Source organism: Brachybacterium massiliense (assembly GCF_900184245.1).
Classification (GTDB): Bacteria; Actinomycetota; Actinomycetes; order Actinomycetales; family Dermabacteraceae; genus Brachybacterium; species Brachybacterium massiliense.
The window spans coordinates 479085-504242 of the sequence record NZ_FXXB01000008.1 but is presented as its reverse complement, the minus strand read 5'-3'; the positions used below and the strand labels follow the sequence as shown (position 1 = coordinate 504242).

Here is a 25158-nt window from a genome sequence, read left to right as displayed (position 1 = left end):
CACCAAACTATCACGCCTGTGATAAATAGTGCTGAACAGATCACTCCGTCACCAGCGCGCAGCCACGCGTAGGACGGCACGCCGTCCTCATCGTGGCTCAGTGCCCTTCCGTAGGGCGTCGAGGGCGACGACTGCTTGGAGAGGCAGAACGCCGTTGCCCAAGGCGGCGTTCTGCTGGGCCGCAGTCAGACCATGCCCGGGGTCGGTGACCCAGCCGGCCGGGAGGCCCATGAGCCATTCGACGAACTCAGGCGCTGGGCGTGGGCCTTTCTCCTCGTTCAGGATCGCGGGGGCGGGGGTTGCTCGTCCGGTGATCTGCTCCCATCGGGTGATGGCCTGGGCGTATCGCCCCCAGCGGTGAAGATGTCCTCGATCAGGGCGAACAGGGTCTCGGACTCGTTCCAGCTGGCGGGCGAGCCATGCGGCCCGTGCAGCGCCAGGTCGATCACCTGGTGGCTCAGGGCGATCGTGCCCCGGCGTGTCCGTACCTGGTCCAGGGTCTCGCCGCCGCGCGAGGAGTCTGAGGCCAAAGGTGTCCGGAACAGCGTCCTCGCGATGGGCGGTGAGGAAGAACCGGGACCGGTGATGTGGTGCGCCGGCCAGTGACGCCGGTAGGTCGGTCCATCGCGCAGTTCGCCGGAGGTCGGCCAGATCGCCGAGTACGGCTCCGTGCGCCCGAAGAGGTCGCGTTGGCTCGTCTCCCAGCGGCCACGGGTCGGGTTCCAGGTTGCGAACGGCGGTTGCAGGCTCGTCGGTTGCATCGTCGGGGTTGCGTGCATCGGGGGTTGTTCCTTCCGGGGTGGGGCGGATTGCGGATGCGGAGAGCAGGCCGCGGACGTTCTCGATGATGACGAGCTCGGGTTGCAGCGCGTCGATCGCGGCCGCCATGTGCGACCAGAGCCCGGAGCGGGTGCCGGGTGCGAGGCCGGCGCCCTTGCCGACCGTGCTCACGTCTTGGCACGGGAACCCGCCGATCAGCACGTCGATCGGTGGCACCGTCGCCCAGTCGACGGATGTGATGTCGCCGAGGTTCGGGATGCCGGGCCAGTGATGGGCGAAGACGCGGATGGAGGGGGTGTTGATCTCGGAGAACCAGATCGTCTCCCCGCCGGTGGCGTACTCGACGGCGAGGTCGAGGCCGCCGTAGCCGGAGAACAGCGACCCGATCCTGACCGGGCGAGAATCGGAGAGTCGGTCGTGCATCAGGTGGCTCCGCAGGTCTTCGTGAACCCCGGACGCCGAGACCGCTGTACACGGGTGTCGACCTGCCGGGCTTCGTGAACCCCGGACGCCGAGACCGCTGTACAAGGGCGTCGACCTGCCGGGCTGAACACCTGCCAGGTGCACCGGCCGCCCGACGCACTTCGAGCCCAACCCCCGATACCGACCCCTCATCACCACCTGTCTGCTGAGCAGCGCCTCCTCTCGCCGCTCCATGAGCCGCCACACGTCTTTCAAGCGAGGCCCGCCGCGTCAACCTAAGTTGACAGTGCTGGATTCGATAGCGTCGAGATGCGAGATGCCGACGGCTCACCTCGTCGCTATGACGGTCTCGATGCGGGTGATGTCGGCCGGCGACGGCTACCAGTACCTCCTGCGCACTGTCGCCGCGGGTGATGGTGATCGTGATCTCTCGACGCCGTTGACGAGGTATTACACGGAGGAGGGAACACCTCCCGGTTTCTGGATGGGGTCGGGTCTGCCGTTCCTTGGTGGCGGGGAGCTCGCCGCCGGTGGCCAGGTCTCCGAGGCGCAGCTCCAGCTCTTGGTCGGGATGGGCCGCGACCCGATCACGGGCGAGGCGTTGGGAGAGGCATATCGGCAGTACGCGAGCGTGCAGGAGCGCGTCGACAAGCGCGTCGCGGATCTCGATCCGGAGCTCGGGCCGGTCTCTCGTACCGAGCAGGTCGCGGCGATCGAGGCGGAGGAGGCCGAGCGCGGCACCCGCCGTGCGGTCGCCGGCTACGATCTGACGTTCTCAGTACCGAAGTCGCTGTCCGCGCTGTGGGGGGTTGCGGACGCGGGCACGCAATCGCTGATTGCGGACGCGCATCATCAGGCGGTTGCCGAGGTGATCGCGTTCCTCGAACGCGAGGTCGCGACCACGCGCGTCGGCGCGGCAGGCCCCGAGGGGGCGGTCGCCCACGTCGATGTCGCCGGCGTCTTGGCGACCGCGTTCGACCACTACGACTCGCGCAGCTCCGATCCCCAGTTGCATACGCACGTCGTGGTGAGCAACAAGGTCCTGACCGTGCAGGATCAGAAGTGGCGCACGCTCGCCGGGCGGCCCGTGCACGCCTCGATCGTCGCCCTGTCTGAGTTGTACAACGCGACGTTGGCCGACCGGATCACGGGCACGTTCGGCATCGAGTGGGAAGCGCGGGAGCGGGGCCGGGATCGGAACCCGGCGTGGGAGCTCGCGCCGGTGCCGGAGGAGCTGGTGACGGAGTTCTCATCTCGTACCCGGCAGATCGAGGAGGAGAAGACCCGGCTGATCGACGCCTACGTCCACAGGCACGGCCGCCAGCCGTCCTCGAAGACAGTCTTGAAGCTCCGAGCGCAGGCGACGCTCGCGACCCGGCCGGCGAAGCAGGTGCACTCCCTCGCGGACCTCACCGCCGACTGGCGTACCCGCGCCACCGGACTGCTGGGCGAGGATGCGACCGGCTGGGCACGCACCGTCTCAACGCACGCGGAGCAGGCGGCGCTGTTGCGGGCCGATGACGTGCCGCTGGACACGATCGCCGACCTCGGCCGCTCCGTGGTCGAGGTGGTGGGTGAGAAGCGGTCGACGTGGCGGCGCTGGAACCTGCACGCCGAAGCGAGCCGCCAGCTCATGGGCATCAGGTTCGCGACCGCGGAGGATCGCGAGGCGATCACGGGGATGGTCACCGATGCCGCCGAACAAGCGTCGCTGCGGCTGACGCCCCCGGAGCTGGCGTCGAGCCCGTTGTTGTTCCGCCGCCCGGATGGGTCGAGCCGCTTCCGCCACACCGGGGCGATCCTGTATTCGACCGAGGAGCTGCTGGCCGCCGAAGACCGCCTCCTCGACCGCTCCCACACCATGACCGGGCCGACGATCGAGCTTGCAACCGTGGAGAAGATCGCCGGCAAGCCCGACGCTGAAGGGCGCCGGCTCGGACCGGATCAGGCCGAGGCGCTCACACGGATCGCCGTCTCCGGCCGGGTCGTGGATGTCCTGGTCGGGCCCGCCGGTGCGGGCAAGACCACGGCGATGAGCGCCTTGAAGCGGGCGTGGGAGAAGGAACACGGTTCCGGCTCGGTGGTCGGCCTCGCCCCGTCGGAGACGGCCGCGCAGGTCCTCGGCGAGGAGCTCGGCATCGCCACCGACAACACCGCCCGCTGGTGGCAGCTGCATCTTCATCAGGGTCGCACCTTCGAGCAGGGACAGCTCGTAATCCTCGACGAGGCATCGCTGGCCGGCACCGGCTCCCTCGACCGCATCACCACCGTGGCAGAAGAAGCCGGCGCGAAAGTCCTCCTGGTCGGTGACTGGTCGCAGCTCCAAGCCGTCGACGCGGGCGGGGCGTTCGGGATGCTCGTGCACGACCGCGACGACGCCCCCGAGCTCACCGATGTACATCGCTTCTCGGCGTCGTGGGAGAAGGCGAACTCTCTGAACCTGCGCCACGGCCGCACGAGCGCGATCGACGCCCTCATCGAGCACGGCCGGGTCCGCGGAGGAGAGCAGGAGACGATGGTCGATGCCGCCTACGCCGCCTGGCGCCACGACTCCCAGAAGGGGAGGGCGTCGATCCTGGTCGCGGAGACGCGGGAGACGGTGACCCAGCTCAACGAGCGTGCCCGCGCCGACCTCATCCTCGACGGCACCATCACCCCCGGACGTGAGGCCTTCCTGCATGACGGCACGAGCGCATCGAAGGGCGATCTGGTCATCACGCGCGAGAACAACCGACATCTGCGCTCGAAGAACGGCAGAGCACGGGTGCGCAACGGCGACCGGTGGACGGTCACGGCCGTGGGCGAGGACGGGTCGATCACCGTCCGCCCCGACGGGCGACGATTCGGCGGGTCGATGGTGCTCCCGGCCCCGTATGTGGCCGAGCAGGTCGAGCTCGGGTACGCGATCACCGCGCACCGCGCCCAAGGCATCACCGTCGACACCTCGCACGTGGTCACCACGGCGACGACGACGCGGGAGAACTTCTACGTCGCGATGACCCGCGGCCGCCACGGGAACCACGCCTACGTCGCCACCGACACCGCCGATACCGAGCATGTCGCCCCGCATCCCTCCGACAACCCCGACGCCACCTCCCGAAGCGTCCTTTACGGGGTGCTGCAGCACGTCGGCGCGGAGCTGTCCGCGCACGAGACCATCACCGCTGAGCAGGAACGCTGGGGCTCGATCGGGCAGCTCGCCGCGGAGTACGAGACCATCGCCCAGGCCGGCCAGCACGACCGCTGGGCCACCCTCCTGGAGATCGCCGGCCTCACGGAGGGGCAGGTCGATCTCGTGCTCGGCTCCGATGCCTACGGCGCCCTGTCGACCGAGCTGCGCCGCGCGGAGGCGAACCGCTACGACCTCGACGACCTGCTCCCGCGTCTGGTGGCGGCGCGGGGATTCGAGGATGCCGACGACATCGCCTCCGTCCTGCATCACCGCGTCGCCCGCGCCACGACCAGGCTTGCCGGGTCCGGCCGCACGCGGCAGGCGCCGCAGCTCATCGCCGGCCTCATCCCATACGCCGCAGGAGTCACCGACCCCGAGATGCACCGCACACTGGTGGAGCGGCAGGAGCTGATCGAGCGCCGCGCCGCCGCGGTCTTCGACCGGGACACGGACGAGGCCGCACCGTGGACGACCGCGCTCGGCGCGAAACCAGGGGAGGCACGCGCCGCGCAGCGATGGCGCAGGTTCGGGCAGGTCGTTGCCGCGTACCGCGACCGCTACCAGATCACCGACGACCACCCGCTCGGCGCCGTAGCCGGGTCGGAGACGCAGAAGATCGACGCCGCCCGCGCCCAGGCCGCGCTGAGCCGAGCGAAGCAGCTCAGCCAGCAGACCCCGGACACCGAGCAGCCGGACCTCACCATCGAGGCCCGGCAGGGGCGCACGCTCTGAGCGACGAACCTTCGATCAGAGGGAACGGCCGGGCCGCTCCTGGTCGAGAGCATCGAGGTCCTGCCCGGTGGTCAGGCCCTGGTCTCGTGCTGGTGCCTGCTGCCGGCTGGTGGTGAGGGCGGCGACATCGTGCGAGCCGGTCACGAGGGTGGCGGTGCCTTCACGCAGCAGCAGATGCGTGCCGGTGCTCGCCGCGGACGTGATCGGGCCGGGCACTGCCCCGACGCCCCGGCCGAGGGAGTTCGCTTCGCGGGCGACGTTCAGCGCGCCGGATCGTGCCCCGGCTTCCACGATCAACGTCGCCGAGGACAGTGCCGCGAGGAGCCGGCCGCGGGCGATGAACCGGTGCCGCGTCGGGGCCGAGCCGGGAGGCATTTCGCTCAGCAGCAGCCCCAGATCGCCGACCCGTTCGAGCATGTCGCGGTGCCCCGCGGGATAGAGGCGGTCCGGGCCGCCGACCATGACCGCGATGGTGTCACCATCGGCTGCGAGCGCCCCGTGATGTGCTGCGCCGTCGATACCGTAGGCGCCGCCGGAGACGACGATCTGCTCGGTCATCGACGCATCCGCGGCGAGCTCCCCGGCGACATGATCCCCGTATGCAGTCGCGGCCCGAGACCCGGTGATCGTGACTCGCGCATCGCTCCGGGTCGCGAGGAATGAGGTCGCCCCTCTCGCCCACAGTACGTAGGGGGCGCGATCACCCAGCTCGTCGACCGAGACGGGCCAGGGCGCGTCGCCAGGGACCAGCGGCGTATATGAGCCGTCGAGGGCGTGGGCCAGATCGTCCTTGAAGCTGTCGCGCGAGCCGAACTGCTGAGCGGTGTGGTGCAGGATCGTCGCTTCCTCGGCCCGGAGGCCGGGCATCGGCCCGCCGGCGTCGAGCAGGCGGAGGGTCTCGATGCCGCCTTCCCGTCGCAGCAGGCGACCGATCTTGGCGTCATTGGGCTCGACGATCATCGAGAGCATCACGCGGGCCGTCCGCTCATCGCGGGCGTAGTCAGCCAGAGAAACCATGATCGGGTCCTTCCACTCGCAGGCATTACCGAGCAGGTGCACCCGGAGCAGCGGGGAGACCTTTCACTTGGCGCGACTCCGGCGTAAACTCGAAGACGAAGCGCAGGCTTCCAATCTGTAGGGTCTTTCGGGATCGCCCCCTTCCGCGGGGCCACCACCAACACGCCGCTTCGATCATTCGACCGTGTTGAAGGAGGCCCGCAATGTTCCTCAGTGACCGCGTCCGACGCCGCTGGCGCCAGAGCGAGAACACCGCCCAGAACCTGGAAGAGACCCGCCGGTTCTTCCCGACGAACCGCATCCGCGATGCCGTCTACACCCGCCGCGGACTCAAGTGGGGTGTTCCCGCGATGCTGCTCGCCGCGCCCTATATCGCCGTCGTCAAGCTCCTGAGCGATGTCATCGACCAGGCCGGCTCGGAGTGGGGATGGCTCCACCTGGTCGTCCTGCTGTGCGCGTGGAACGCGCTCAAAATGCTCTGGCTTGGCCCGATGAGCCTCATCGCCCTCGCCCGCGTCCGGCACCGCGAGCACGTCCAGCGCCGCAACGCCCGCCGCGACGCCGCAGCGTCGAGCGAGCAGGCCGACGCGGAGCCGGCTCTGGCGGGAGGCGCATCATGAACACGGTGATCTACCGGCGCAGCGCGGTCCACAACGAGAAGTGGCTGGCCGATCAGGAGACCGCCTGCCGCCAGTACGCGAGCGAGCTCGGTCTGACGGTCACCGGCTCCTACTACGACATCGGGCGCACCGGCCACGGCCTCGATGCCATGCTCGAAGCCGTCCAACAGTACGATGTCAGCGCGGTCATCGTTAACGACCTCGCGCGACTCGGGGAGAAGATCAACGAGCACCTCGCCACGGTGCAGCGACTCCAGGAGGCCGGAGTGACGATCCACGTCACGAAGGAGAAGACCACCAACGGGCGCGACGCAATCTTCGTCGGAATCAAACAGGCCTACGCCGAGTTCCAGGAACGGCACGACGATCCGCTCCCTGGCGGGCATCGCGAACCCTGACCCGTTCCCGCCCCATCGACAAGGCCCCACTCTCACCGGGTTGAGAGTGGGGCCTTTCGCTGTTCTACAGCCCCGAGATGTGCCACAAAGCATGACGCCTCGTACTGAGGTCAACTCTGCACGAACTATGCGGCCAACCCTCAGTGACCGCCTCTCCATGCACCCGGATCGCCGCCTGCTCAGCTCACGGTCGCGGCAAGAACCATGTGGCGAGCGAAATCACGTCCGCTGTTCGATGGCAGTTGGTAACGTGTATGATCCGTTACATGGAAGACGTGACAACGGCGACTGAGGAGCAGTTGCGTCAGTGGGCCAAGCAAATCCGTCAAGAACGGATGCGTCGACGAGGTCAACTGATCACATGCCAGCAGTGCCAAGCGCATATTGTTGCTCGGAAGGATGCGCGGTTTTGCTCTACTCGCTGCAGAGTTGCCGCATTCCGGGCAGCTAAGGTGGTTGTTTGATGGAGCACTTGAGCATCCGGGCCACTAGGAGATACGGGACACTCTCCCCACTTCGCTATCCAGGCGGAAAGGCCGCGCTAGCGGGGCTTTTCGCGGACCTAATTGGCGAACTTGACATCACCGATGCATGCTATGTTGAGCCCTACGCTGGCGGTGCTGGAGCAGGTATTGCTCTGCTACGGCAAGGACTCGTAAAGCGTCTCGTAATCAATGACTTCGACTCGGCCGTCTACGCTTTTTGGAGATCAGTAACAGAACAGACGGACGACTTCACGCGCCTCATCGTCGAGACGCCTCTAAATATTGATGAGTGGAAACGACAGCGTGAGATATACAGGGCCGGTAAAACGGACGACCATCTCGCCCTGGGATTCTCCTTCTTCTATCTCAATCGCACAAATCGCTCTGGCGTGCTCCGTGGCGGTGTTATCGGTGGATTGGCGCAACAGGGAAACTACAAGATCGACGCGCGTTTCAATCGGGAGAAACTCGCAGATAGAGTCTCAGAAATCGGGGTTCTTGCAGACGCAATCACTGTCACAGACCTTGATGGGCGAACGGTGATACGTGAGTACGGGAGCGATCCAACAACATTCATGTACATTGACCCACCTTACGTGCGTGCAGGATCGCAGCTCTATCTAAACGCTTTCGACGCTCGTGATCACGAGGCGTTGGCCCGCACGGTACAACGTATAGACGGCGCTCATTGGGTGATGACCTACGACGTATCGCCGCTCATCGAGAACCTGTATGCGGATTATTTTCAGAGTAGGTATGAGCTAAATTACTCTGCGCGCCACCCAGGTTTCACGGACGAACTCATGATCGCTTCTCCAAGAGTCGCTGAAGCCCTCATCAAGGGGTGGCAGGCTGTGCAGGGCTCAAAAGGAAGCGAAGCAACGGAAGCATCTCGCGCCATGCTTGATGGATCTCTGGCGCGGTAATGGTTACGTGCATGGAGTGCGTAGGAGCGTTAAACCACTCGCCCGAACCAGCAATCGGTCCGCGTGCATTTTTCAGTAGTTGCACCGCCTGAGAGATCTGGCGTTCCTTTGGGTAGGCTCGGAAAACCGCGTCTACAGCACGCCCAAGTTCACCGCTTACCGTCGTGCCTCGTTGCGCAAAGTGTTCCTTGATTGCTGCCTCGATCACAGAGCGCAAAAGCATTGTGGCCGCAGTGGGATGCGACTTCAGGCTAATAGAACGAAGCTCGTGCAACCTCGCGGCGAACGCCTCGGGAACGGGGAGTTGGTCGATGCCTTGTAGCGAAAGCTTGTCACGCGTGTCTGGGTGATTAGGTCCGCGCTGAGGTTGTTGTTCATCTGTAGTGGTCTCAGAATTGGACGAGGGGGAAGAGGGCTGCTTCGCGGTACCGGAACCATGCGGGTCTGTGTTCGCTCCGCTTGGGGTGTCGTCAACCGGCGTTGAGCTACTTGGCGTTGACGTACTGACCTCACTTTGAGTGGGTGGGTCAAGAATTGCTTTCAACTCTTCAACTAGTTCCTTGTATGCGTCTCCCTTCTTGTTGTCGAGCACGCGACGTGTACTGAGTTCCCCGCTCTGAAATCCGCGGAGGACACGTTCGAGAACTGCGATCTGACCGGGACTTTCAGGTCGAGATGTAACGTTTCCATCCTGGTCGAAGGAAAAGCCCATAAGCGGCTGAATCTCTCGGCTACGGTATGCGTACTCGAAGACGGACATCTTCAACTCTTGCCCAGCCGCGAATGCGGCAATGTCTGCGTCTGTAAAATTCGTCGACAAGAGGGCTTCGCGGACTCGCCCCATGCGGATAAGGCGAACCACGTCTTTAATTCCAGTCAGCGTCTCTTTCAGGTACTTGACGTCAACCTCATCGGTGAGCTGGGCAAGAACGAACTTCGCTTGCTCGTCGAGGCCCCACCTCTTTTTGTCCTCACCGATATGCTGGCGTGCCAAAATGGGGGCGGCAGTCTTCCGATCAGGAAATACCGTGACATATATTTCGTCAGGCAACTCGTCGGCGTCCTCCTGATGCCTTTTCAGTAACGCCTCAATTCTCTGTCGATATGCCGGAGCAAGTGAAGGATCGCGAAGGGCGCGGAGTGCACTCACTCGCCGATTTGCTTCCAGTACTACAAAACGACTATTTTCCTCGACGACTAGAGGAAGCTCGTTTGTGGTGTAGCCCTCTCGTAGAAGAGAACGTGCCATCCCAAGTACGTCGTACTCCTCGAACAGGTAGTTGAAGGCAAGAGACTCATTGCTCTGATCGACAGCGAAGCGGAAGTTGCTCAGGTCAAGAGCCAGCGAGTCGACTTTGACTCGACGAACCTCCTCAGGTACTCGTGGCACTGCCGCTCCCTTCGTTGGTTCCGATTCTCCGCATCCAGACCTCCAGCCGGAGATCATCTTCCAGATTCCCATGTTTGCGAGCCCGGACGCGCGCCGACACGCGGACTCCCGCGCCCATGCTGCCGGGCATCGCTCTCCCGAGCGACGCTGACCGATCAGCCAAGTACCTCACTTTTTCTAGGCGACTGTGATCGATCCTGTCGAGGTAACGTGGCCTACCGCACTCGTCCGTGAGGGTCCCGAAGCGATACACCAGCACGCAGTAGGTGCGTGCGCACAGTGCCCGCGTTGAAACCGACTCGGGCACCTACGGTCGCCAGAGATTCGCCCTGTTCATAGCGGAGGGCCATCTCGAGCACCTGTTCCGGTGATGGACCTTGACCTCGGATCGCGACCCCACGCCCGCGCAGGTGCTCGGCGAGGCGCTGCCTGCTCACGCTTAGATCGTCCGCGATCTGGCGTAGGGTCTCGCCAGTGTTGTGCCTCCGCTCCGCCTCATCCAGCATCTCCGGCGTCAGCCTCGGAACCGGACGAGGGAGCGGCCGCGTGGGACCCGGCGACACTGCCGCTGACCCGCGCCGACGACGGATCGCTCGATGCGAGGAAGCGGCCAACTCTAGGGATGGGGCAAGGTTCGAACACTGTCGCGCTACCTCCACTCGAGAAACCGTGAGACAGTGACTCTTGCGAAGGGCCCCACCGAAAGGTGGGGCCCTTCGTCGTCGTGCGCGGTCACCCTGAGGGCCGGTGTCGCGCTGTCGCGGCGCTGCCCCGTCCGAGACCGTATCGAGACCTCCGATCCTCCCCTCCTCGTGTACTGTGACTGACATCCCTTCTGAGAGCGCTCTCAGGATCTCAGTCATCCTGAGAGCGCTCTCAGATCCAGATCGCAGGACCGGACGAAGGAGTTCACCATGAAGTTCACGCGCAGGACCGCTCTCGCCGCCTCGGCGGCCACCGCCGCCACCGCGGCGATCGCAGGGTGCAGCAGCAGCTCCGGCGGCGGCGACGGAGGCAGCGGCGGCGGCGACATCGAGCTCACCGTCGCCACGTTCAACGAGTTCGGCTACGAGGACCTCTTCGCGAAGTACGAGGCGGAGAACCCGGGCGTGACGATCACCCACAAGAAGGCCGCGACCGCCGATGACGCCCGCGCCAACCTGATGACCGGCCTCGCCGCCGGCTCCGGGCTCGCGGACGTCGAGGGCGTCGAGGTCGGCTGGTGGGCCGAGCTGCTGCAGTACGCGGATGTCTTCGAGGACCTCACCGATCCCGAGCTCGAGGGCCGCTGGCTGGACTGGAAGGTCGAGGCCGCGACCGTCGACGGCAAGCTCGTCGGCTACGGCACCGACATCGGCCCCGAGGCGATCGCCTACCGCGCCGACCTCTTCGAGAAGGCCGGGCTGCCCACCGACCGCACCGAGGTCGCCGAGCTGCTCACCGGTGACTGGGAGACCTACTTCGAGGCAGGTCGCCAGTTCACCGAGGCGACCGGCATCCCGTGGTTCGACGGTGCCGGCGGCACCTTCAACGGCATGGTCCAGCAGCTCACCCACCCCTACGAGACGGCCGACGGCACCCCGGTCCCGCTCGCGGAGAACGCCGACGTCAAGGCGATCTACGACCTGCTGGTGGAGTACAAGGACATCTCCGGCGGCATGACGCAGTGGGAGGAGGACTGGACCGCCTCCTTCCAGAGCGACGGCTTCGCGACCATGCTCTGCCCGCCGTGGATGATGGGCCCGCTGTCCGGCAACGCCGATGGCGTCGAGGGCTGGGACATCGCCGATGTCTTCCCCGGCGGCGGCGGCAACTGGGGCGGCTCCTACCTCGCCGTCCCCTCGCAGGGCAAGAACGTCGAGGAGGCGAAGAAGCTCGCCGCCTGGCTGACCGCTCCTGCGCAGCAGGCCGCCGCCTTCGCGGCCGTCGGCGCCTTCCCCAGCCAGCTCGAGGCGCTCGAGTCGGAGGAGGTCACCAGCTCCGTGAACCCCTTCTTCAACGACGCCCCGGTCGGGGAGATCTTCTCCGAGCGGGCCACCGCGATCGAGGTGCAGCCCTTCATGGGGCCGAACTTCTTCGTCATCAACACCGTGGTCGCGGATGCGATCACCCGCTGGGACGGGGACGGCGTGGACCCGGCCGAGTCCTGGGAGCAGGCGCTGACCGCGTACGACGAGCTCGGCCTCGCCTGAGACGCACCGTCGGAGACAGGCGCGGGCGGCACGAGCCGCCCGCGCCCGTCACCCCCAGCGAAAGGACACCGGTGACCGCCTCGACGCGCCCCACCACCAGCTCGGAGCCCTCCGGCCCGGCGCCCGCACCTCCGTCGCGCCGCACGCCCGCCTCTCCGGCACGCACCGCCCGCCGCTCGCGGCTCGCGCGGCTGGACATGCGGGTGACCCCGTACGTCTTCGTCAGCCCCTTCTTCCTGCTGTTCTTCCTCGTGGGCCTGTTCCCGATCCTCTATACGGCCTGGGTCTCGCTGCATGACTGGGACCTGATCCGCGGGCAGGGCGACTTCGTGGGCCTGGCGAACTTCGAGTTCGTGCTCGGCTCCGACAACTTCTACAAGGCGCTGCGCAACACCTTCTCGATCTTCCTGCTCTCCTCGGTACCGCAGGTGATCGCCGCGATTCTCATCGCCTACGTGCTCGATGCGAACCTGCGCGCCAAGACCTTCTGGCGCATGGGCGTGCTGGTGCCCTTCATCGTCGCCCCGGTCGCGGTCTCGCTGATCTTCACGAAGATCTTCGCGGACCAGTCGGGCCTGGTGAACAACGTGCTGATGGGCGTGGGCCTGCCCGCGATCGAATGGCACTCCGATGCGCTGGCCGCGCACTTCGCCATCGCGACCATGGTGAACTTCCGCTGGACCGGCTACAACGCGCTGATCTTCCTCGCCGCGATGCAGGCGATCCCGCGCGAGATCTACGAGGCCGCGATCATCGACGGCACCGGGCGGATGCGCCGCTTCCTGCACGTGACCGTGCCCATGCTGCGCCCCACGATCATCTTCGTGGTGATCACCTCGACCATCGGCGGCCTGCAGATCTTCGACGAGCCGCGCATGTTCGACACGGGCGGGCAGGGCGGAGCCTCCCGCCAGTGGATGACGATGACCATGTACCTCTACGAGCTCGGCTGGGGGCCCCAGATCTCCTTCGGCAGAGCCTCCGCCGTCGCCTGGCTGCTGTTCCTGATCATCATCGCCATCGGCATCCTCAACTTCCTGATCACCAAGCGGATCGCCCACTCCGGCGGTCCCGCCAAGGGCACGCGGTAAGGAGCCCCTCATGCAGTCGACCGCTGCCATCGAGCAGTTCGCCGGAAAGGGCGCGGCCCGTGCGGCCCGCCGTCGTCTCAAGGGCGGGGGAGGCGTCGACGCGCGCCCGCGCTGGTGGAACTACGGCCTGCTGGCCGTGATCCTCGCGATCTCGTTCTTCCCGCTCTACTACGCGCTGCTGCTGGCCTCCTCCGATGCCGGCACCATCGCCCGCAATCCGATACCGAGCCTGATCCCGCAGGGCAACCTCTTCAGCAATATCGGGGAGGTGATCGGCTCCGACATCAACTTCTGGGCCGCGATGGTCAACTCGATCCTCGTGGCGACGCTGACGTCGATCTCGGTGGTCTTCTTCGCCACCCTGGCCGGCTTCGCGTTCTCGAAGCTGAGCTTCCGGGGCCGGCGCGCGCTGCTGCTTTTCGTGATCGCGACCATGGCCGTGCCCGTCCAGCTGGGCGTGATCCCGCTGTTCATCATCATGGCGCGCCTGGGCTGGGTGGGAGACCTCAAGGCCGTGATCATCCCGGGCCTGGTCACCGCCTTCGGCGTGTTCTGGATGACGCAGTACCTCGATGATGCGCTGCCCTTCGAGCTGATCGAGGCCGCGCGCATGGACGGCTGCAACCTCTTCCGCAGCTACTGGCACGTGGCGCTGCCCGCCTCACGGGGCGCGGGGGCGATGCTGTTCCTGTTCACCTTCGTGGGCTCGTGGACCAACTTCTTCTGGCCCTTCATCATCCTGCGCGGCGACAACCTCACCCTGCCGGTGGCACTGCAGCAGCTGCAGGCGTCCTACTTCAAGGACTATTCGCTCATCATGTCCGGTGTGGTGGTCTCCGTGATCCCGCTCCTGCTTCTGTTCATCCTCGCCGGGCGACAGCTCGTCGGTGGCATCATGCAGGGCGCGGTCAAGGGCTGAGAGGGAACTGCGGATGGGGATGCTGGACGAGTTCGACGAGGGCGCGGCCAACGGCCGAGGGGTGACCCTCGAGGACGTGGCACGCGTGGCGGGGGTCTCCCGCGCCACCGTCTCGCGCGTGGTGCGCGGGGACGTGCAGGTGCGGCGGGACAAGGTCGCGAAGGTCGAGCAGGCCGTGCGCGAGCTCGGCTATGTGCCCAACAACGCCGCCCGCAGCCTCGCCAGCCGGCAGACCGGCGCGGTCGCGCTGATCGTGCCCGAGCACGAATCGCGGGTGTTCACCGATCCCTTCTTCGTCAGCGCGATCTCCGGGGTCACCGCCGGGCTCGACGAGAGCGACAAGCAGCTGCTGCTGGTGCTCTCGAGCCCGCAGGACCACGCCCGCACCCGGCGCTTCCTGCGCGGCGGCCACGCCGACGGCCTCCTGGTGGTCTCCCACCACGAGGGGGACCTCTCCGTCGAGGTGCTCCGGGAGGCGTCGGTGCCGGTGGTGTTCATCGGCCGCCCGCCCGAGGGGCTCACCGCACCGTTCGTGGACCTCGACAACACCGAGGGCGGCCGCCTGGCGGCCGAGCATCTGCTCTCACGGGGCAGGCGCCGGATCGCGATGGTCTGCGGCCCCCAGGACATGCCGGCGGCCGTGGACCGTCGGGAGGGATTCGAGAAGGCGCTGGCCGATGCGGGGCTCCAGCCCGCCTGGCAGTCCTTCGGGGACTTCACCCTCGCCTCCGGCGAACGGGAGACCGCGGCGCTGCTGGCCTCCGGCGTCGAGTTCGACGCCCTCTTCGCCAGCAGCGACCTGATGGCGCTGGGCGCGCTCAAGAAGCTCGAGGGTCAGGGGATGAGGATCCCGGAGGACGTCGCGGTGACTGGCTTCGACGACATCGCCTCCGCCGCGGACGACACCATCTCGCTGACCACCGTGATCAACCCCGGCCGTCGCCTCGCCGAGCTCGGCGCGAGGATGCTGGTGGACCTCATCGCCGGGCGCGAGGTGGAGCAGCAGATCGTGCTGGCTCCACAGTTGGCGGTGCGCTCGACGACCTGAGCGTCTTGCCCTCCTCGACGATCAGGCCGTGCAGCTCGGCGAGCTCGGCGACCTCGAACTCCGCCTCGGCCAGCACTCCCTCGAGGGCGCGGCGGAAGGCGCGATAGGAGCCCGGGACCATCGCGCCCCGTGCGCGCAGCACACGCCTGGCGTACTCATCGCACAGGAAGGCGGGACGGCAGAAGCAGTACAGCGAGATCGCATCCGCGGTCTCCTCGCCCACGCCCTCGACGCCGAGCAGCTCGGTGCGCAGCGCGGCGTCCGAGAGCTCGTGCGCCGCGTCGGCGTGCTCGTCCCACCAGCGGGCGAGCGCCTGCACGCGACGCGGCTTGGTGCGCGAGAAGCCGGCCGGCCGCACCAGGGCGCGCACGTCCTCCTCGTCGGCCCCCGCGAGCGCCTCCGCCTCCAGCAGGCCCGCTCCGCGCAGCGCCGTGATCGCCGCGGCGGCCTGCTCCCAGCGGCTGCGCTGGACCAGCACCGCGCCCACGGCGATCTCGAAGGGCTCCTCGCCGGGCCACCACCAGCCCTGCGGGCCGTGCAGTGCCCGCAGCTCCCGATGCAGGGCGCGCAGATCGATCATGCCTCGTAGGCTGTCACGGCCTCGGCCGGGATCTCCAGGCGCACCGCGGACCCCGGCTCGAGACGGTGCTCGGCGATCTCCTGGGGCGGAAGATCCGCGGCGACGCCGCGCGTGCGCACCCGGATCAGGTCGCCGCGGGGCAGCAGCCCGGTCACAGTGCGGGGGATCCCGTCGTTCGCCGTGAGGCGCACCGCCGAGGGACGGAAGGCGGCATGCACCCAGGACCCGGCACGGAAGTCGCCGGCGGCCCGGAGGCGGGTCCCGTCCTCGAGGACCACGGCGCCGCCGGCCCAGCGTCCGGTGACGAGGTTCAGCCCGGCGAAGCGGGCCGTGAACGCGGTGCGGGGCCGGGTGAGCAGCTCCCTCGTGAGCCCCTGCTCCGCCACTCTCCCGGCCTCGAGCACCACGATCCGGTCGGCGAGGCTGAGCGCATCGAGCACGTCATGGGTGACGATCAGGGCGGTGCGCGGGGCGAGGAAGCCCCTCAGCTGCTCCCGTAGAGCAGGGGCGACGTCGATGTCGAGAGCCGCCATCGGCTCGTCCAGGAGCAGCAGCCGGGGATCGGCGGCCAGGGCCCGGGCGATCGCGACCCGCTGAGCCTGCCCGCCGGAGAGCGCCGCGGGCCGGCGGTCGGCGAGCTCGCTGATGCCGAGCTCGGCGAGCCAGCGCCCCGCCTCGCGGTGCGCTCGCTGCCGCGACTGTCCCTGTGCGCGCAGTCCGAAGCGGATGTTCCCGCGGGCCGTGAGGTGCGGGAACAGCACCGGGTCCTGCGAGAGCGTGGTGACCTGCCGCTGATGCGGCGGCACCCAGCGCCCCTGACCGGTCAGCACCTGCCCGTCGAGGACGACCTGTCCCGTGGCGGGGCGCAGCGCCCCCGCGATCAACGACAGCGCCGTGGACTTCCCGGCGCCGTTGGGGCCGATCAGCGCGAGGGTCTCCCCGTCGGCCACCTCGAGCTCGAGCTCGACCCCGCGCTCGGGGACCGAGGCGCACAGCGACAGGCTCATGCGACCACCCGCCGGCGGGCCACGGCGATGATCAGCACCGCGACGATCATCAGCACGAAGGACAGCGCGACCGCGGCCTCCGGATCGCTCTCGCGCTGCAGGTAGATCTCCAGCGGCAGAGTGCGCGTGGTGCCCTGCAGCGAACCGGCGAAGGTGATCGTGGCGCCGAACTCGCCGAGCGCCCGCGCGAAGGAGAGCACGGTCCCGGACAGCAGTGCCGGCATCATCAGCGGCAGCGTCACCTGCAACATCACCCGAGTGGGCCGGGCGCCGAGCGAGGCGGCGGCCGCCTCGTAGCGAGTGCCCGCGGTGCGCAGTGCGCCCTCGAGGCTGATCACCAGGAAGGGCAGGGCCACGAAGGTCTGGGCGAGCACCACCGCCGTGGTGGAGAACGCGACCTGCAGCCCCAGCAGCTCGAAATGCTGACCCAGCAGGCCCTGCCGGCCGAAGGTGTACAGCAGCGCGATGCCGCCCACGACGGGCGGCAGCACCAACGGGATCAGCACCAGCGAGCGCAGCAGGGAGAGCCCGCGGAAGGAGGAGCGGGCCAGCACCAGCGACATCGGCACGCCGAGCACCACGCACACCAGCGCGCTGGTGGAGGAGGTCTGGAGGCTCAGGCGCAGCGCCTGCAGCGAGGACTCGCTGGTGACCAGGGCGCCGAAGCTCCCCCACTGGACCCGCAGCCCCATCGAGATCAGCGGCAGCAGCACGAACAGCCCACCGAGCAGCGCCGGCAGCAGCATCCAGCGGGGGAGGGATCTCATACCCCGGCGAACCCGTATCCGGCCAGCAGCTCCTGGCCGTCCTCTCTCCGCACCAGATCCACGAACTCCTGGCCGAGCTCCGCGTTCTCGGTGCCCTTCACGGTGGTGATCGGGTAGATGTTCACGGCGGCGTCGGACTCGGGGAAGTCGATGCCCCAGGCCGCATCCCCCGCCTTCTTCACATCGGTGACGTAGACCAGGCCGGCATCGGCCTCGCCGCTGGTGACCTTGTTCAGCACATCGGTGACCGACTGCTCCTCGCTGACGGGGGAGAAGGTGAGCCCAGCGGCCTCCTCGACGGTCTCGGTGGCCGCACCGCAGGGGACCTCGGGCGCGCAGACGACCAGGTTCAGCTCCTCCTCGGTGAGCGAGGCGAGGTTCGTGACCTCGGCGGGGTTGCCGGCCGGGACCGCGATCATCAGCGTGTTGGAGGTGAAGTCCACCGGCTCGGCGCCGTGGAGATCGGCCTCGACGAGCTTGCCCATGTTCGAGGTGTTCGCCGAGGCGAAGACGTCCGCCGGGGCGCCCTGCTGGATCTGCTCGACGAGGGTCGAGGAGCCGGCGAAGTTCAGCTGCACGTCCACGCCCTCGTTCTGCGCCTCGAACTGTTCGGCGAGGTCCTCGAAGGGCTCCTGCAGGGAGGCGGCGGCGAAGACCAGCAGCGTCGTGTCCTCGGCGGACGCCTCGCCGCCGGCGGCGGTGTCACCCGCGCCGCCGCAGCCGGCCGCGAGCAGGACAAGGCCGGCCGCTGCGGCGGCGAGGCGGGAGCGGGGCTTCATCGCAATGCTCCCTGGGCGGGATCATCGGGCTCGGCCTCGATGACGACCTGGGTGGCCTTGACCACGGCGCTGGCGATCTTGCCGGGCTCGAGCCCGAGCTCGCGCGCGGCCTCGCTGCTCATCAGGGACACCACGCGGAAAGGACCGCATTGCAGCTCCACCTGGGCCATCACGGTGTCCATCACGACATCGGTCACCAGGCCGACGAAACGGTTGCGGGCGGAGGAGGCCGTGGAGCCGTGCAGCTCCGGTGCCGCCGCGATCTCCCGGGCGTGCCGGGCCACCTCCGTGCCCTCGAGCACCTTGCGCCCGGCGGCGTCGGTGCCCGCGCTGAGCGTCCCCTTCTCGATCCAGCGCCGGACGGTGTCCTCGCTGACTCCGAGGAACACCGCGGCCTCGCGTACTCGCAGTTGCGTCATGGAAGCCATCATAGGGCCGCAGCTGCGGGACTTTCGGGCCTTTCCGGGGGAGTGGGGGTGTGTCAGGAGGCGAGCAGGACCCCGGCCAGGGCCACCGAGGCGACCAGCAGCGTCGAGGCCGCCGCGAGCGCGACGGGGCGCGCCCCCACCTGCAGCAGGCGACGCACCCTCACCCCCGTGCCGAGGGCGAACATCGCCGCGGCGAGCAGCGCCGTCTGCAGCAGCGAGGCGGTCTCCAGCATCGGGCCCGGGAGCGGCACGAGCGTGCGCAGCACCACCATCGCGAGAAACCCGAGCACGAACAGCGGCATCAGCGGCGGTCGCTTCCCCTCGGCCGCGCCCTCGCGTCGCTGCTGGAGGCTGAGCACCGCCATCACCGGAGCGAGCATCAGCACCCGGGCGAGCTTCACGATCACCGCGAGCGTCAGCGCGCTCCCGCCGAGCGCCCCGCCCGCGGCGACCACCTGCGCGACCTCATGGATCGACGCACCGGCCCAGAGCCCAGCCGTCTCGGCCGGCAGGGCGAGCAGCGCCGCGAGCGCCGGCACCGCGGCGATCATCAGCGTCCCGCACAGCACCACCAGCGCGATCGCGGTGACCGTGCGCTCCTCATGCTCCTCCTCGGGATCGATCACCCCGGCCGCCGCGGCGACGGCCGCCGCACCGCAGATCGAGAAGCCGCAGGCCACCAGGATCGTCAGCCCCTTCTCCACGCCGAGGGCCCGCCCGAGCGCCACCGTGCCGAGGATCCCGATCACGACCACACCCGCGACCACCAGCAGCATCGGAGCGCCCAGGCCGAGCAGCTCCCCGAGCGCCACCTGCAGGCCCAGCAGCACGATCCCGGCCCGCAGCAGCTTCTTCGAGGAGAGCTGCAGGCCCGGCGCCAGAGCCGCCGGCAGGGACGTGAGGTTCGCGACCAGCACCCCCGCCACGATCGCGATCACCAGCGCGCTGAGCCCCGGCAGCAGCTGCGCGGCCGCCATCGAAGCCACCGCGACCGCCAGGGATGCCAGCAGGCCCGGCCACAGGGAGAGGCGGACGGCCGGAGGAGCAGAACGAGCGGGAGGCGCGGGAGCTGCGGAGGCGGGCATGAGCTGTACCGTCCCACCCGTGCGCGCGGCCCGGTAGAGAGCACTTCGCGACCACGGCATATGATTCTGATATGCCTGATGCGCTCCCGAACCTCCACGCCCTGGCCCTGTTCGTCGCGGTGGTGGACGAGGGCGGCCTCGGCGCGGGCGCCCGTCGGCTGGGGATGCACCAGCCCAACGCGAGCCGGATGATCGCTCAGCTCGAGGCCCAGGCCGGCACCGCGCTGCTGGACCGCGACCCCCGCGGCTCGCGCCCCACCTCCGCCGGCCTGCTCTACGCCGCCCACGCGCGCGAGCTGCTCGAGGCCGCCGAGGAGTTCACCGCCTGGCTGCGGCACAGCCGCGACGAGGACGCCCGCGAGCTGAGGGTCGGGGTGAGCATGACCATCGCCGAGCATCTGATGCCCGCCTGGCTCACCGAGCTGCGCCGCACCAGCGCCCGCACCCGAGTGGACCTCGAGGTGCTCAACTCCACCCAGGTGCTCGCCGGCCTGCACGACGGGCACCTCCAGCTCGGTTTCGTCGAGACGCCGCACGTCCCCCGCGCCGTGCACTCCATGACCCTGCGCGAGGACGAGCTGGTGGTGGTCGTCTCCCCGCAGCACCCCTGGGCCCACCGCACCGAGCCGCTGGACATCGCCGAGCTCGCCGCGACTCCGCTCGTGGTGCGCGAGGGCGGCTCCGGCACCCGCGACGCCTTCGAGGAGCTGGTGCCCGCCGCCTCCGCCACCCCGCCCGTGCAGGAGCTCGGCAGCAACGCCGCCGTGCGCATCGCCGTCGCCTCGGGCGCCGGACCGGCCGTGCTCAGCATGCTCGCGGTGCGCGCCCCGCTCGACGCCGGCCAGCTGCACCGCGTCCCCGTGGCCGGGCAGCGCCTGCGCCGCCCCCTCACCGCCGTCTGGCGCGGACCGCGCCGGCTCAGCGGACCTTCCGCCGAGCTGGTCGCGGCTGCGAGCTCCCCCGCCCCCGCCGAGCGCTGAGCCGCTCCCGGGATAGGTTCAGCACATGCCGCTGCTCACCAACACCACCGCGCAGCCCGACGAGCCCGCCCGCGGCGCCGTCTGGTCCATCGCCGAGCCCGACCGCGAACTGGACTCCAACCTGATCCGCCTCCCCGCGGGGGAGAGCATCCCCGAGCACCTCGGCGCCGAGGTGGACACCCTGATCCACGTGGTGCGCGGCAGCGGCACGCTGCGCACCGAGGCGGGGGAGCAGCCGCTGCGCGTCGGCGACCTCGCCCTGCTGCCCCGCCGCACCCGGCGCGGATTCCGAGCCGGTGAGGAGGGGCTGGAGTACCTCACCGTGCACCGTCGGCGCCGTGGAGGGCTGCAGATCCGAAGCCCGCAGAGCGAGGGCTGAGCCGGGCCCCGGGGCGTCCGCGGTCGGTCCTGCCGCACAGCACCGCGCCGACCAGGCACACTGGTGCCATGCCAGACCTTCAAGATCCCCGCGTCGCCGTCTATCTCGACTTCGACAACATCGTCATGTCCTGGTACGACAGGGTCCACGGACGCCAGGCCTACAGCCGCGACCGCCAGCGCATCATCGAGGACCCCACCGAGCCCGAGATCGCCGAGCGCCTGGCCAAGGCCACCGTGGACGTCGGCGCCGTCATCGACTATGCGGCGTCGTTCGGCTCCCTCATGCTCACCCGCGCCTACGCGGACTGGTCCTCGCCCGTCAACGCGATCTACCGCAGCCAGCTGGTGGCCCGCGCCGTGGACCTCGTCCAGCTGTTCCCCGCCGCGGCCTACGCGAAGAACGGCGCCGACATCCGCCTGGCCGTCGACACCGTCGAGGACCTCTACCTGATGCCGGACCTCACCCACGTGGTGATCGTCGCCGGCGACTCCGACTACGTCCCCCTCGCCCAGCGCTGCCGCCGGCTGGGCCGCTACGTGATCGCCATGGGCGTGGCGGGCTCGACCGCGAAATCCCTCGCCGCCGCCTGCGACGAGTTCGAGTCCTACGAGAACCTGCCCGGCGTGGAGAAGCCCGCCCCGCAGCGGAGCCGCTCGCGCCGGCTCTCGAGCGGCCCCGGGGACAGCGGGAGCGGCGGCCGCACCCGGTCCCGGCGCTCCTCGGACGCCGAGGCGAAGGCGCGCGCGGCCGACCGCGCCGCGGAGGAGGCGGCCGAGGCCGCGGAGGACGCCGACGACGAGGAGACCGGCGAGGACCCTCGCGAGGCGGCGACCCGGCTGCTGCAGCGTGCCCTCCAGCTGGGCGACCGCGGCGACAGCGACTGGCTGCACGCCTCCGCGGTGAAGTCCCACATGCGCCGCATGGACTCCTCCTTCAGCGAGAAGGCGATCGGCTTCAAGTCCTTCAATGACTTCCTCAAGGGCAACGCCGAGATCGCCGAGCTCTCCGAGAGCGGACACGAACGACTGGTCCGCGCGAGGGACTGAGCAGATGCCGGATGCGCCCCGACTCTCCGACGCCCTCGACGGCCGCACCCTGATCCTCGCCGTGGACCGCAAGGCCGAGGAGCTCGCCGCGGCCCTGGCACGCCACGGCGCGAGCACCGTGCACGCCCCGGCGATGTCCACCCTCCCGCACCTCGATGACCAGTCGCTGCGCGAGCGCACCCGCGCGCTGATCGCCCAGCCCCCGCAGATCCTCGTGGTCCTCACCGCAGTGGGGCTGCGCGGCTGGATGGAGGCGGCCGACGCCGCCGGGCTGGGAGACCCGCTGCGCGCCGCGCTCGCCGGGGCGGAGATCCTCGCACGCGGGCCCAAGGCCCAGGGCGCGGTGCGACAGGCAGGGCTCGAGGCCACCTGGGTCGCGGCCTCCGAGACCGCGGCCGAGGTGGGGGAGCATCTGCGCGGGAAGGAGCTGGCAGGAGCCAGGGTCGCGGTCCAGCACCACGGCTCCGGGGCCGACGGGCTCGACGAGCTGCTGAGCGCGCACGGCGCCGACGTGGTGAGCCTGACCGTCTACCGCTGGGGCCCCAGCCGCCGTCCCGAGCAGCTGCGACGCTCGGTCGAGCTGGCCGGCACCGGCGGGGCCGACGGGGTGCTGTTCACCTCCGCGCCCGGCGCGACCGGCTGGCTCGAGGCGGCGGAGCAGGCCGGGCAGCTGGACCGGATCCGCGCCCGCGCCCTGGCGGGAGAGCTGCTGCTGGCCTGCGTCGGCCCCATCACCTCGGCACCGCTCGAGGGGCGAGGGCTGCCGGTGCTGCTGGCCGAGAGGATGCGGATGGGCTCGCTGGCCCGCACCGTGGTCCAGCACTTCGCGACCGACGCGGGGTGACGGGCGGCACCCCGGAGGGGGATACTGGCTGACCCCGTCGAAGGAGGCGCCCTCATGAACACCCTGCTGTGGATCCTGGCCTTCGCCCTCGCCGCAATATTCCTGGTCTCGGGCGGGGTGAAGCTCGTCAGCCCCCGTGAGCAGCAGATCGAGCGGACCCCCTACGTCGAGGACTTCCCGCAGAACATGATCCGCGGGATCGGCGCGCTCGAGATCCTGGGCGCGATGGGCCTGCTCATCCCCGCCCTCGCCTCAGTCGCCACGATCCTGGTGCCGATGGCCGCAGCGGGCCTGGCGATCACGATGGTCTTCGCCGCGCTCGTGCATGTGCGGCGCGGCGACGGCCTCCGGGCCGCGCTGCCCTCGATCGTGCTGGCGATCTGCTCCGTGGTGCTGTTCTGGTCTCGGTTCGGGCCCTACCCGCTGTGAGCCGCGCGGGCCGCCGTGCTCGCATCGCGCGTGGTGGTGCGGATCCGGTACAGGCTCGTGGTCGCGACGAGGTAGAGCATCGCACCGTCCTCGCCGCCGAAGCACAGGTTGCCCACCTTCTCGGGGACCGGCAGGTCCAGCAGCCGCTCCCCGGATGGCGCGAACACCTGCACCCCTGACAGGCTCGAGCTCCAGATCCGTCCTTCGACATCCACGCGGATCCCGTCCGGCAGGCCGGGGGAGACCTCGGTGAGCACGCGGCCGTTCTTGGCATGGCGGCCCTCGATCACGTCGTAGACGTGGATCGCGCGCCCGCGAGGACGCGCGCTCGAAGCTGCCTCGCGCTCGGCCGGGCTGAGGGAGGAGTCCGCGACGTACAGCAGCGACTCATCGGGGGAGAAGGCGAGCCCGTTGGGCGCCTCGACGTCGATCACGACCGGCGTCAGCGAGCCGTCGCGCTCGTCGAAGCGGAACACCCAGCGGTCGCCGTACTCCTCCTCGCCGGCATGCCCCTCCTCGGGGCGTTTGATCCCGTAGGAGGGATCGGTGAACCAGATCGAGCCGTCTGAGGCGACCACCACGTCATTGGGGGAGTTCAGGCGCTGACCCCCGAAGCTGTCCACGAGCGTGGTGGGATCGTGCGCATCCCCGGGGCCGACGGCGGTGTCGCGCTGGACGGCTCGGCGGCCGTGGGAGCACTCCACGACGTTCCCGTCCAGATCGAGGGTGCGCCCGTTGGTGAACTCCACGCCCTCGGCGAAGACCTCCAGCTCGCCGCTGACCTCGGAGTACTCGAGGATGCGGTTGCCGGGGATGTCGCTGAAGCGCACGGCGCGCCGATGAGGCAGCCATACCGGGCCCTCGGCCCAGGTCGCGCCGGTGGCGACCTTCTCGAGGACGGCGTCGGCGGCGAGCAGCGAGGAGGTGGTCATGCCCGCAGACTAGGCCAGGGCCGCCCACCCGCGCAGTCGATCCCGCCTCGTGCGGTCAGGGCTGCGAGTAGGTGGGCTCGGCTCCCTCGAGGAGCAGGGCGAGCACCGGCAGATCGGGCTCCGCCCAGGGGCGCTGGGCGAGCTGGTCGCGCCGCACCCACTCGAGGGCGTCATGGTCGGTGCTCTCGCGCGGCGCAGGACCGCGCAGACGCGCCCAGTAGCAGTCCAGCTGGAGCTCCCGCAGGCCGGCGAAGCCCTCGCCGCGGCCGATCAGCCAGCCCACCTCCACCTCGACGTCCAGCTCCTCACGCAGCTCCCGCGCGAGCGCCTGCTGCGGTGATTCACCGGCCTCGATCTTCCCGCCCGGGAACTCCCACAGCCCTGCGGCGCTCCTGCCGGGGCCGCGGCGCGCGGCGAGGATCCTGTCCCCGTCCACGATCACCGCACCGACCACGCGCAGGGGAGCGAGCTCTCCTGCGGCGAGGTCCTCCTCGCCGAGGTGCCCGTGGTCCGCTGCCCACCAGGTGAAGTCGCAGGCACCGCACTCGCGATCGGGGCCGAGCCACGTGCAGCCCGCCCAGTGCACCCAGGGCGGTGCGGAGGAGACGGCATCCAGCACCGGCATGCCGAGCACATGGTGGATCACCTGCGAGTCCCCGCAGCGGGGGCAGAGGCCGCGCACCTGATCGTCGATCATGGCTCCAGT

General features: G+C 69.1%; 24 protein-coding genes. 13 read left to right on the top strand and 11 right to left on the bottom strand.

The window, feature by feature from the left end; genetic code table 11:
• Positions 1–87: 87 nt before the first annotated feature.
• On the bottom strand, positions 88–1203 hold the full coding sequence (locus BN4251_RS12275; RefSeq protein ID WP_087485369.1) for a DNA cytosine methyltransferase: 1116 nt from the start codon (positions 1201–1203) through the stop codon (positions 88–90).
• Between the two features lie 340 nt (positions 1204–1543).
• On the opposite strand from BN4251_RS12275, the gene mobF reads away from it, so the two are divergent.
• Positions 1544–5107 carry a MobF family relaxase gene (gene mobF / locus BN4251_RS12270; protein ID WP_087485368.1) on the top strand — a complete coding sequence of 1188 codons (3564 nt, stop codon included), beginning with the start codon at positions 1544–1546 and terminating at the stop codon, positions 5105–5107.
• A 15-nt stretch (positions 5108–5122) separates the two neighbouring features.
• On the opposite strand, the gene BN4251_RS12265 is transcribed toward mobF, so the two are convergent.
• The gene (locus BN4251_RS12265) at positions 5123–6124 is read right to left on the bottom strand and encodes a DNA-processing protein DprA (protein WP_087485367.1); all 1002 of its coding nucleotides are present in this window, start codon (positions 6122–6124) and stop codon (positions 5123–5125) included.
• Positions 6125–6327: 203 nt separating this feature from the next.
• Here BN4251_RS12265 and BN4251_RS12260 point away from each other — a divergent pair, with 203 nt between their 5' ends.
• The 3 genes from BN4251_RS12260 to BN4251_RS12250 all read left to right on the top strand — a co-directional run bounded on the left by BN4251_RS12260 (position 6328) and on the right by BN4251_RS12250 (position 8553).
• The gene (locus tag BN4251_RS12260; protein WP_070637944.1) at positions 6328–6744 is read left to right on the top strand and encodes a hypothetical protein; all 417 of its coding nucleotides are present in this window, start codon (positions 6328–6330) and stop codon (positions 6742–6744) included.
• On the top strand, positions 6741–7142 hold the full coding sequence (locus BN4251_RS12255; protein WP_087485366.1) for a recombinase family protein: 402 nt from the start codon (positions 6741–6743) through the stop codon (positions 7140–7142). The genes BN4251_RS12260 and BN4251_RS12255 overlap by 4 nt, the downstream gene beginning before the upstream one ends.
• Positions 7143–7605: 463 nt before the next feature.
• A complete protein-coding gene (locus BN4251_RS12250; protein ID WP_083311011.1) occupies positions 7606–8553 on the top strand; it encodes a DNA adenine methylase in 948 nt (315 codons plus the stop codon).
• Here BN4251_RS12250 and BN4251_RS18020 read toward each other — a convergent pair.
• Complete coding sequence (locus BN4251_RS18020; protein WP_140398432.1) at positions 8465–10015, bottom strand: hypothetical protein; 1551 nt, start codon at positions 10013–10015, stop codon at positions 8465–8467. The genes BN4251_RS12250 and BN4251_RS18020 overlap by 89 nt on opposite strands.
• Positions 10016–10857: 842 nt before the next feature.
• Here BN4251_RS18020 and BN4251_RS12240 point away from each other — a divergent pair.
• From BN4251_RS12240 to BN4251_RS12225, 4 genes are all read left to right on the top strand, one after another.
• Positions 10858–12135 (top strand): ABC transporter substrate-binding protein, encoded by a 1278-nt coding sequence (locus tag BN4251_RS12240; protein ID WP_087485364.1) that lies wholly within the window; start codon positions 10858–10860, stop codon positions 12133–12135.
• 71 nt (positions 12136–12206) lie between these two features.
• A complete protein-coding gene (locus BN4251_RS12235) occupies positions 12207–13226 on the top strand; it encodes a carbohydrate ABC transporter permease (RefSeq protein WP_245810334.1) in 1020 nt (339 codons plus the stop codon).
• Between the two features lie 10 nt (positions 13227–13236).
• Complete coding sequence (locus BN4251_RS12230) at positions 13237–14145, top strand: carbohydrate ABC transporter permease (protein WP_087485363.1); 909 nt, start codon at positions 13237–13239, stop codon at positions 14143–14145.
• A 13-nt stretch (positions 14146–14158) separates the two neighbouring features.
• A complete protein-coding gene (locus BN4251_RS12225; protein ID WP_140398430.1) occupies positions 14159–15193 on the top strand; it encodes a LacI family DNA-binding transcriptional regulator in 1035 nt (344 codons plus the stop codon).
• Here BN4251_RS12225 and BN4251_RS12220 read toward each other — a convergent pair.
• From BN4251_RS12220 to BN4251_RS12195, 6 genes are all read right to left on the bottom strand, one after another.
• Positions 15123–15773 carry an endonuclease III domain-containing protein gene (locus tag BN4251_RS12220; protein ID WP_087485362.1) on the bottom strand — a complete coding sequence of 217 codons (651 nt, stop codon included), beginning with the start codon at positions 15771–15773 and terminating at the stop codon, positions 15123–15125. The genes BN4251_RS12225 and BN4251_RS12220 overlap by 71 nt on opposite strands.
• Positions 15770–16780, bottom strand: a complete 1011-nt coding sequence (locus BN4251_RS12215; protein WP_087485361.1) for an ABC transporter ATP-binding protein — start codon at positions 16778–16780, stop codon at positions 15770–15772. Before BN4251_RS12215 ends, BN4251_RS12220 begins: the two co-directional genes overlap by 4 nt.
• A complete protein-coding gene (locus tag BN4251_RS12210) occupies positions 16777–17547 on the bottom strand; it encodes an ABC transporter permease (RefSeq protein WP_087485360.1) in 771 nt (256 codons plus the stop codon). Before BN4251_RS12210 ends, BN4251_RS12215 begins: the two co-directional genes overlap by 4 nt.
• The gene (modA, locus tag BN4251_RS12205; RefSeq protein WP_087485359.1) at positions 17544–18326 is read right to left on the bottom strand and encodes a molybdate ABC transporter substrate-binding protein; all 783 of its coding nucleotides are present in this window, start codon (positions 18324–18326) and stop codon (positions 17544–17546) included. Before modA ends, BN4251_RS12210 begins: the two co-directional genes overlap by 4 nt.
• Positions 18323–18745 (bottom strand): TOBE domain-containing protein, encoded by a 423-nt coding sequence (locus tag BN4251_RS12200; protein WP_087485358.1) that lies wholly within the window; start codon positions 18743–18745, stop codon positions 18323–18325. The genes modA and BN4251_RS12200 overlap by 4 nt, the downstream gene beginning before the upstream one ends.
• Positions 18746–18807: 62 nt before the next feature.
• Positions 18808–19839: a YeiH family protein gene (locus BN4251_RS12195; RefSeq protein ID WP_245810333.1), complete on the bottom strand. Its 1032-nt coding sequence runs from the start codon at positions 19837–19839 to the stop codon at positions 18808–18810.
• Between the two features lie 71 nt (positions 19840–19910).
• Here BN4251_RS12195 and BN4251_RS12190 point away from each other — a divergent pair, with 71 nt between their 5' ends.
• The 5 genes from BN4251_RS12190 (at position 19911) to BN4251_RS12170 (ending at position 23520) form a co-directional block, all read left to right on the top strand.
• Positions 19911–20819: a LysR substrate-binding domain-containing protein gene (locus tag BN4251_RS12190; protein WP_087485356.1), complete on the top strand. Its 909-nt coding sequence runs from the start codon at positions 19911–19913 to the stop codon at positions 20817–20819.
• A 25-nt stretch (positions 20820–20844) separates the two neighbouring features.
• Positions 20845–21198 carry a cupin domain-containing protein gene (locus BN4251_RS12185; protein ID WP_087485355.1) on the top strand — a complete coding sequence of 118 codons (354 nt, stop codon included), beginning with the start codon at positions 20845–20847 and terminating at the stop codon, positions 21196–21198.
• Positions 21199–21266: 68 nt separating this feature from the next.
• Entirely contained in the window at positions 21267–22247 is a 981-nt protein-coding gene (locus BN4251_RS12180; RefSeq protein ID WP_087485354.1) for an NYN domain-containing protein, read from the top strand.
• A gap of 4 nt (positions 22248–22251) precedes the next feature.
• Positions 22252–23091, top strand: coding sequence for a uroporphyrinogen-III synthase (locus BN4251_RS12175; RefSeq protein ID WP_087485353.1), 840 nt, complete (start codon positions 22252–22254; stop codon positions 23089–23091).
• Between the two features lie 54 nt (positions 23092–23145).
• Positions 23146–23520 (top strand): DoxX family protein, encoded by a 375-nt coding sequence (locus BN4251_RS12170; RefSeq protein WP_087485352.1) that lies wholly within the window; start codon positions 23146–23148, stop codon positions 23518–23520.
• Here the strand turns inward: BN4251_RS12170 and BN4251_RS12165 are convergent.
• On the bottom strand, positions 23508–24452 hold the full coding sequence (locus BN4251_RS12165; protein WP_087485351.1) for an SMP-30/gluconolactonase/LRE family protein: 945 nt from the start codon (positions 24450–24452) through the stop codon (positions 23508–23510). The genes BN4251_RS12170 and BN4251_RS12165 overlap by 13 nt on opposite strands.
• A gap of 55 nt (positions 24453–24507) precedes the next feature.
• Positions 24508–25149: a (deoxy)nucleoside triphosphate pyrophosphohydrolase gene (locus BN4251_RS12160; RefSeq protein ID WP_245810332.1), complete on the bottom strand. Its 642-nt coding sequence runs from the start codon at positions 25147–25149 to the stop codon at positions 24508–24510.
• Between the last annotated feature and the right edge of the window lie 9 nt (positions 25150–25158).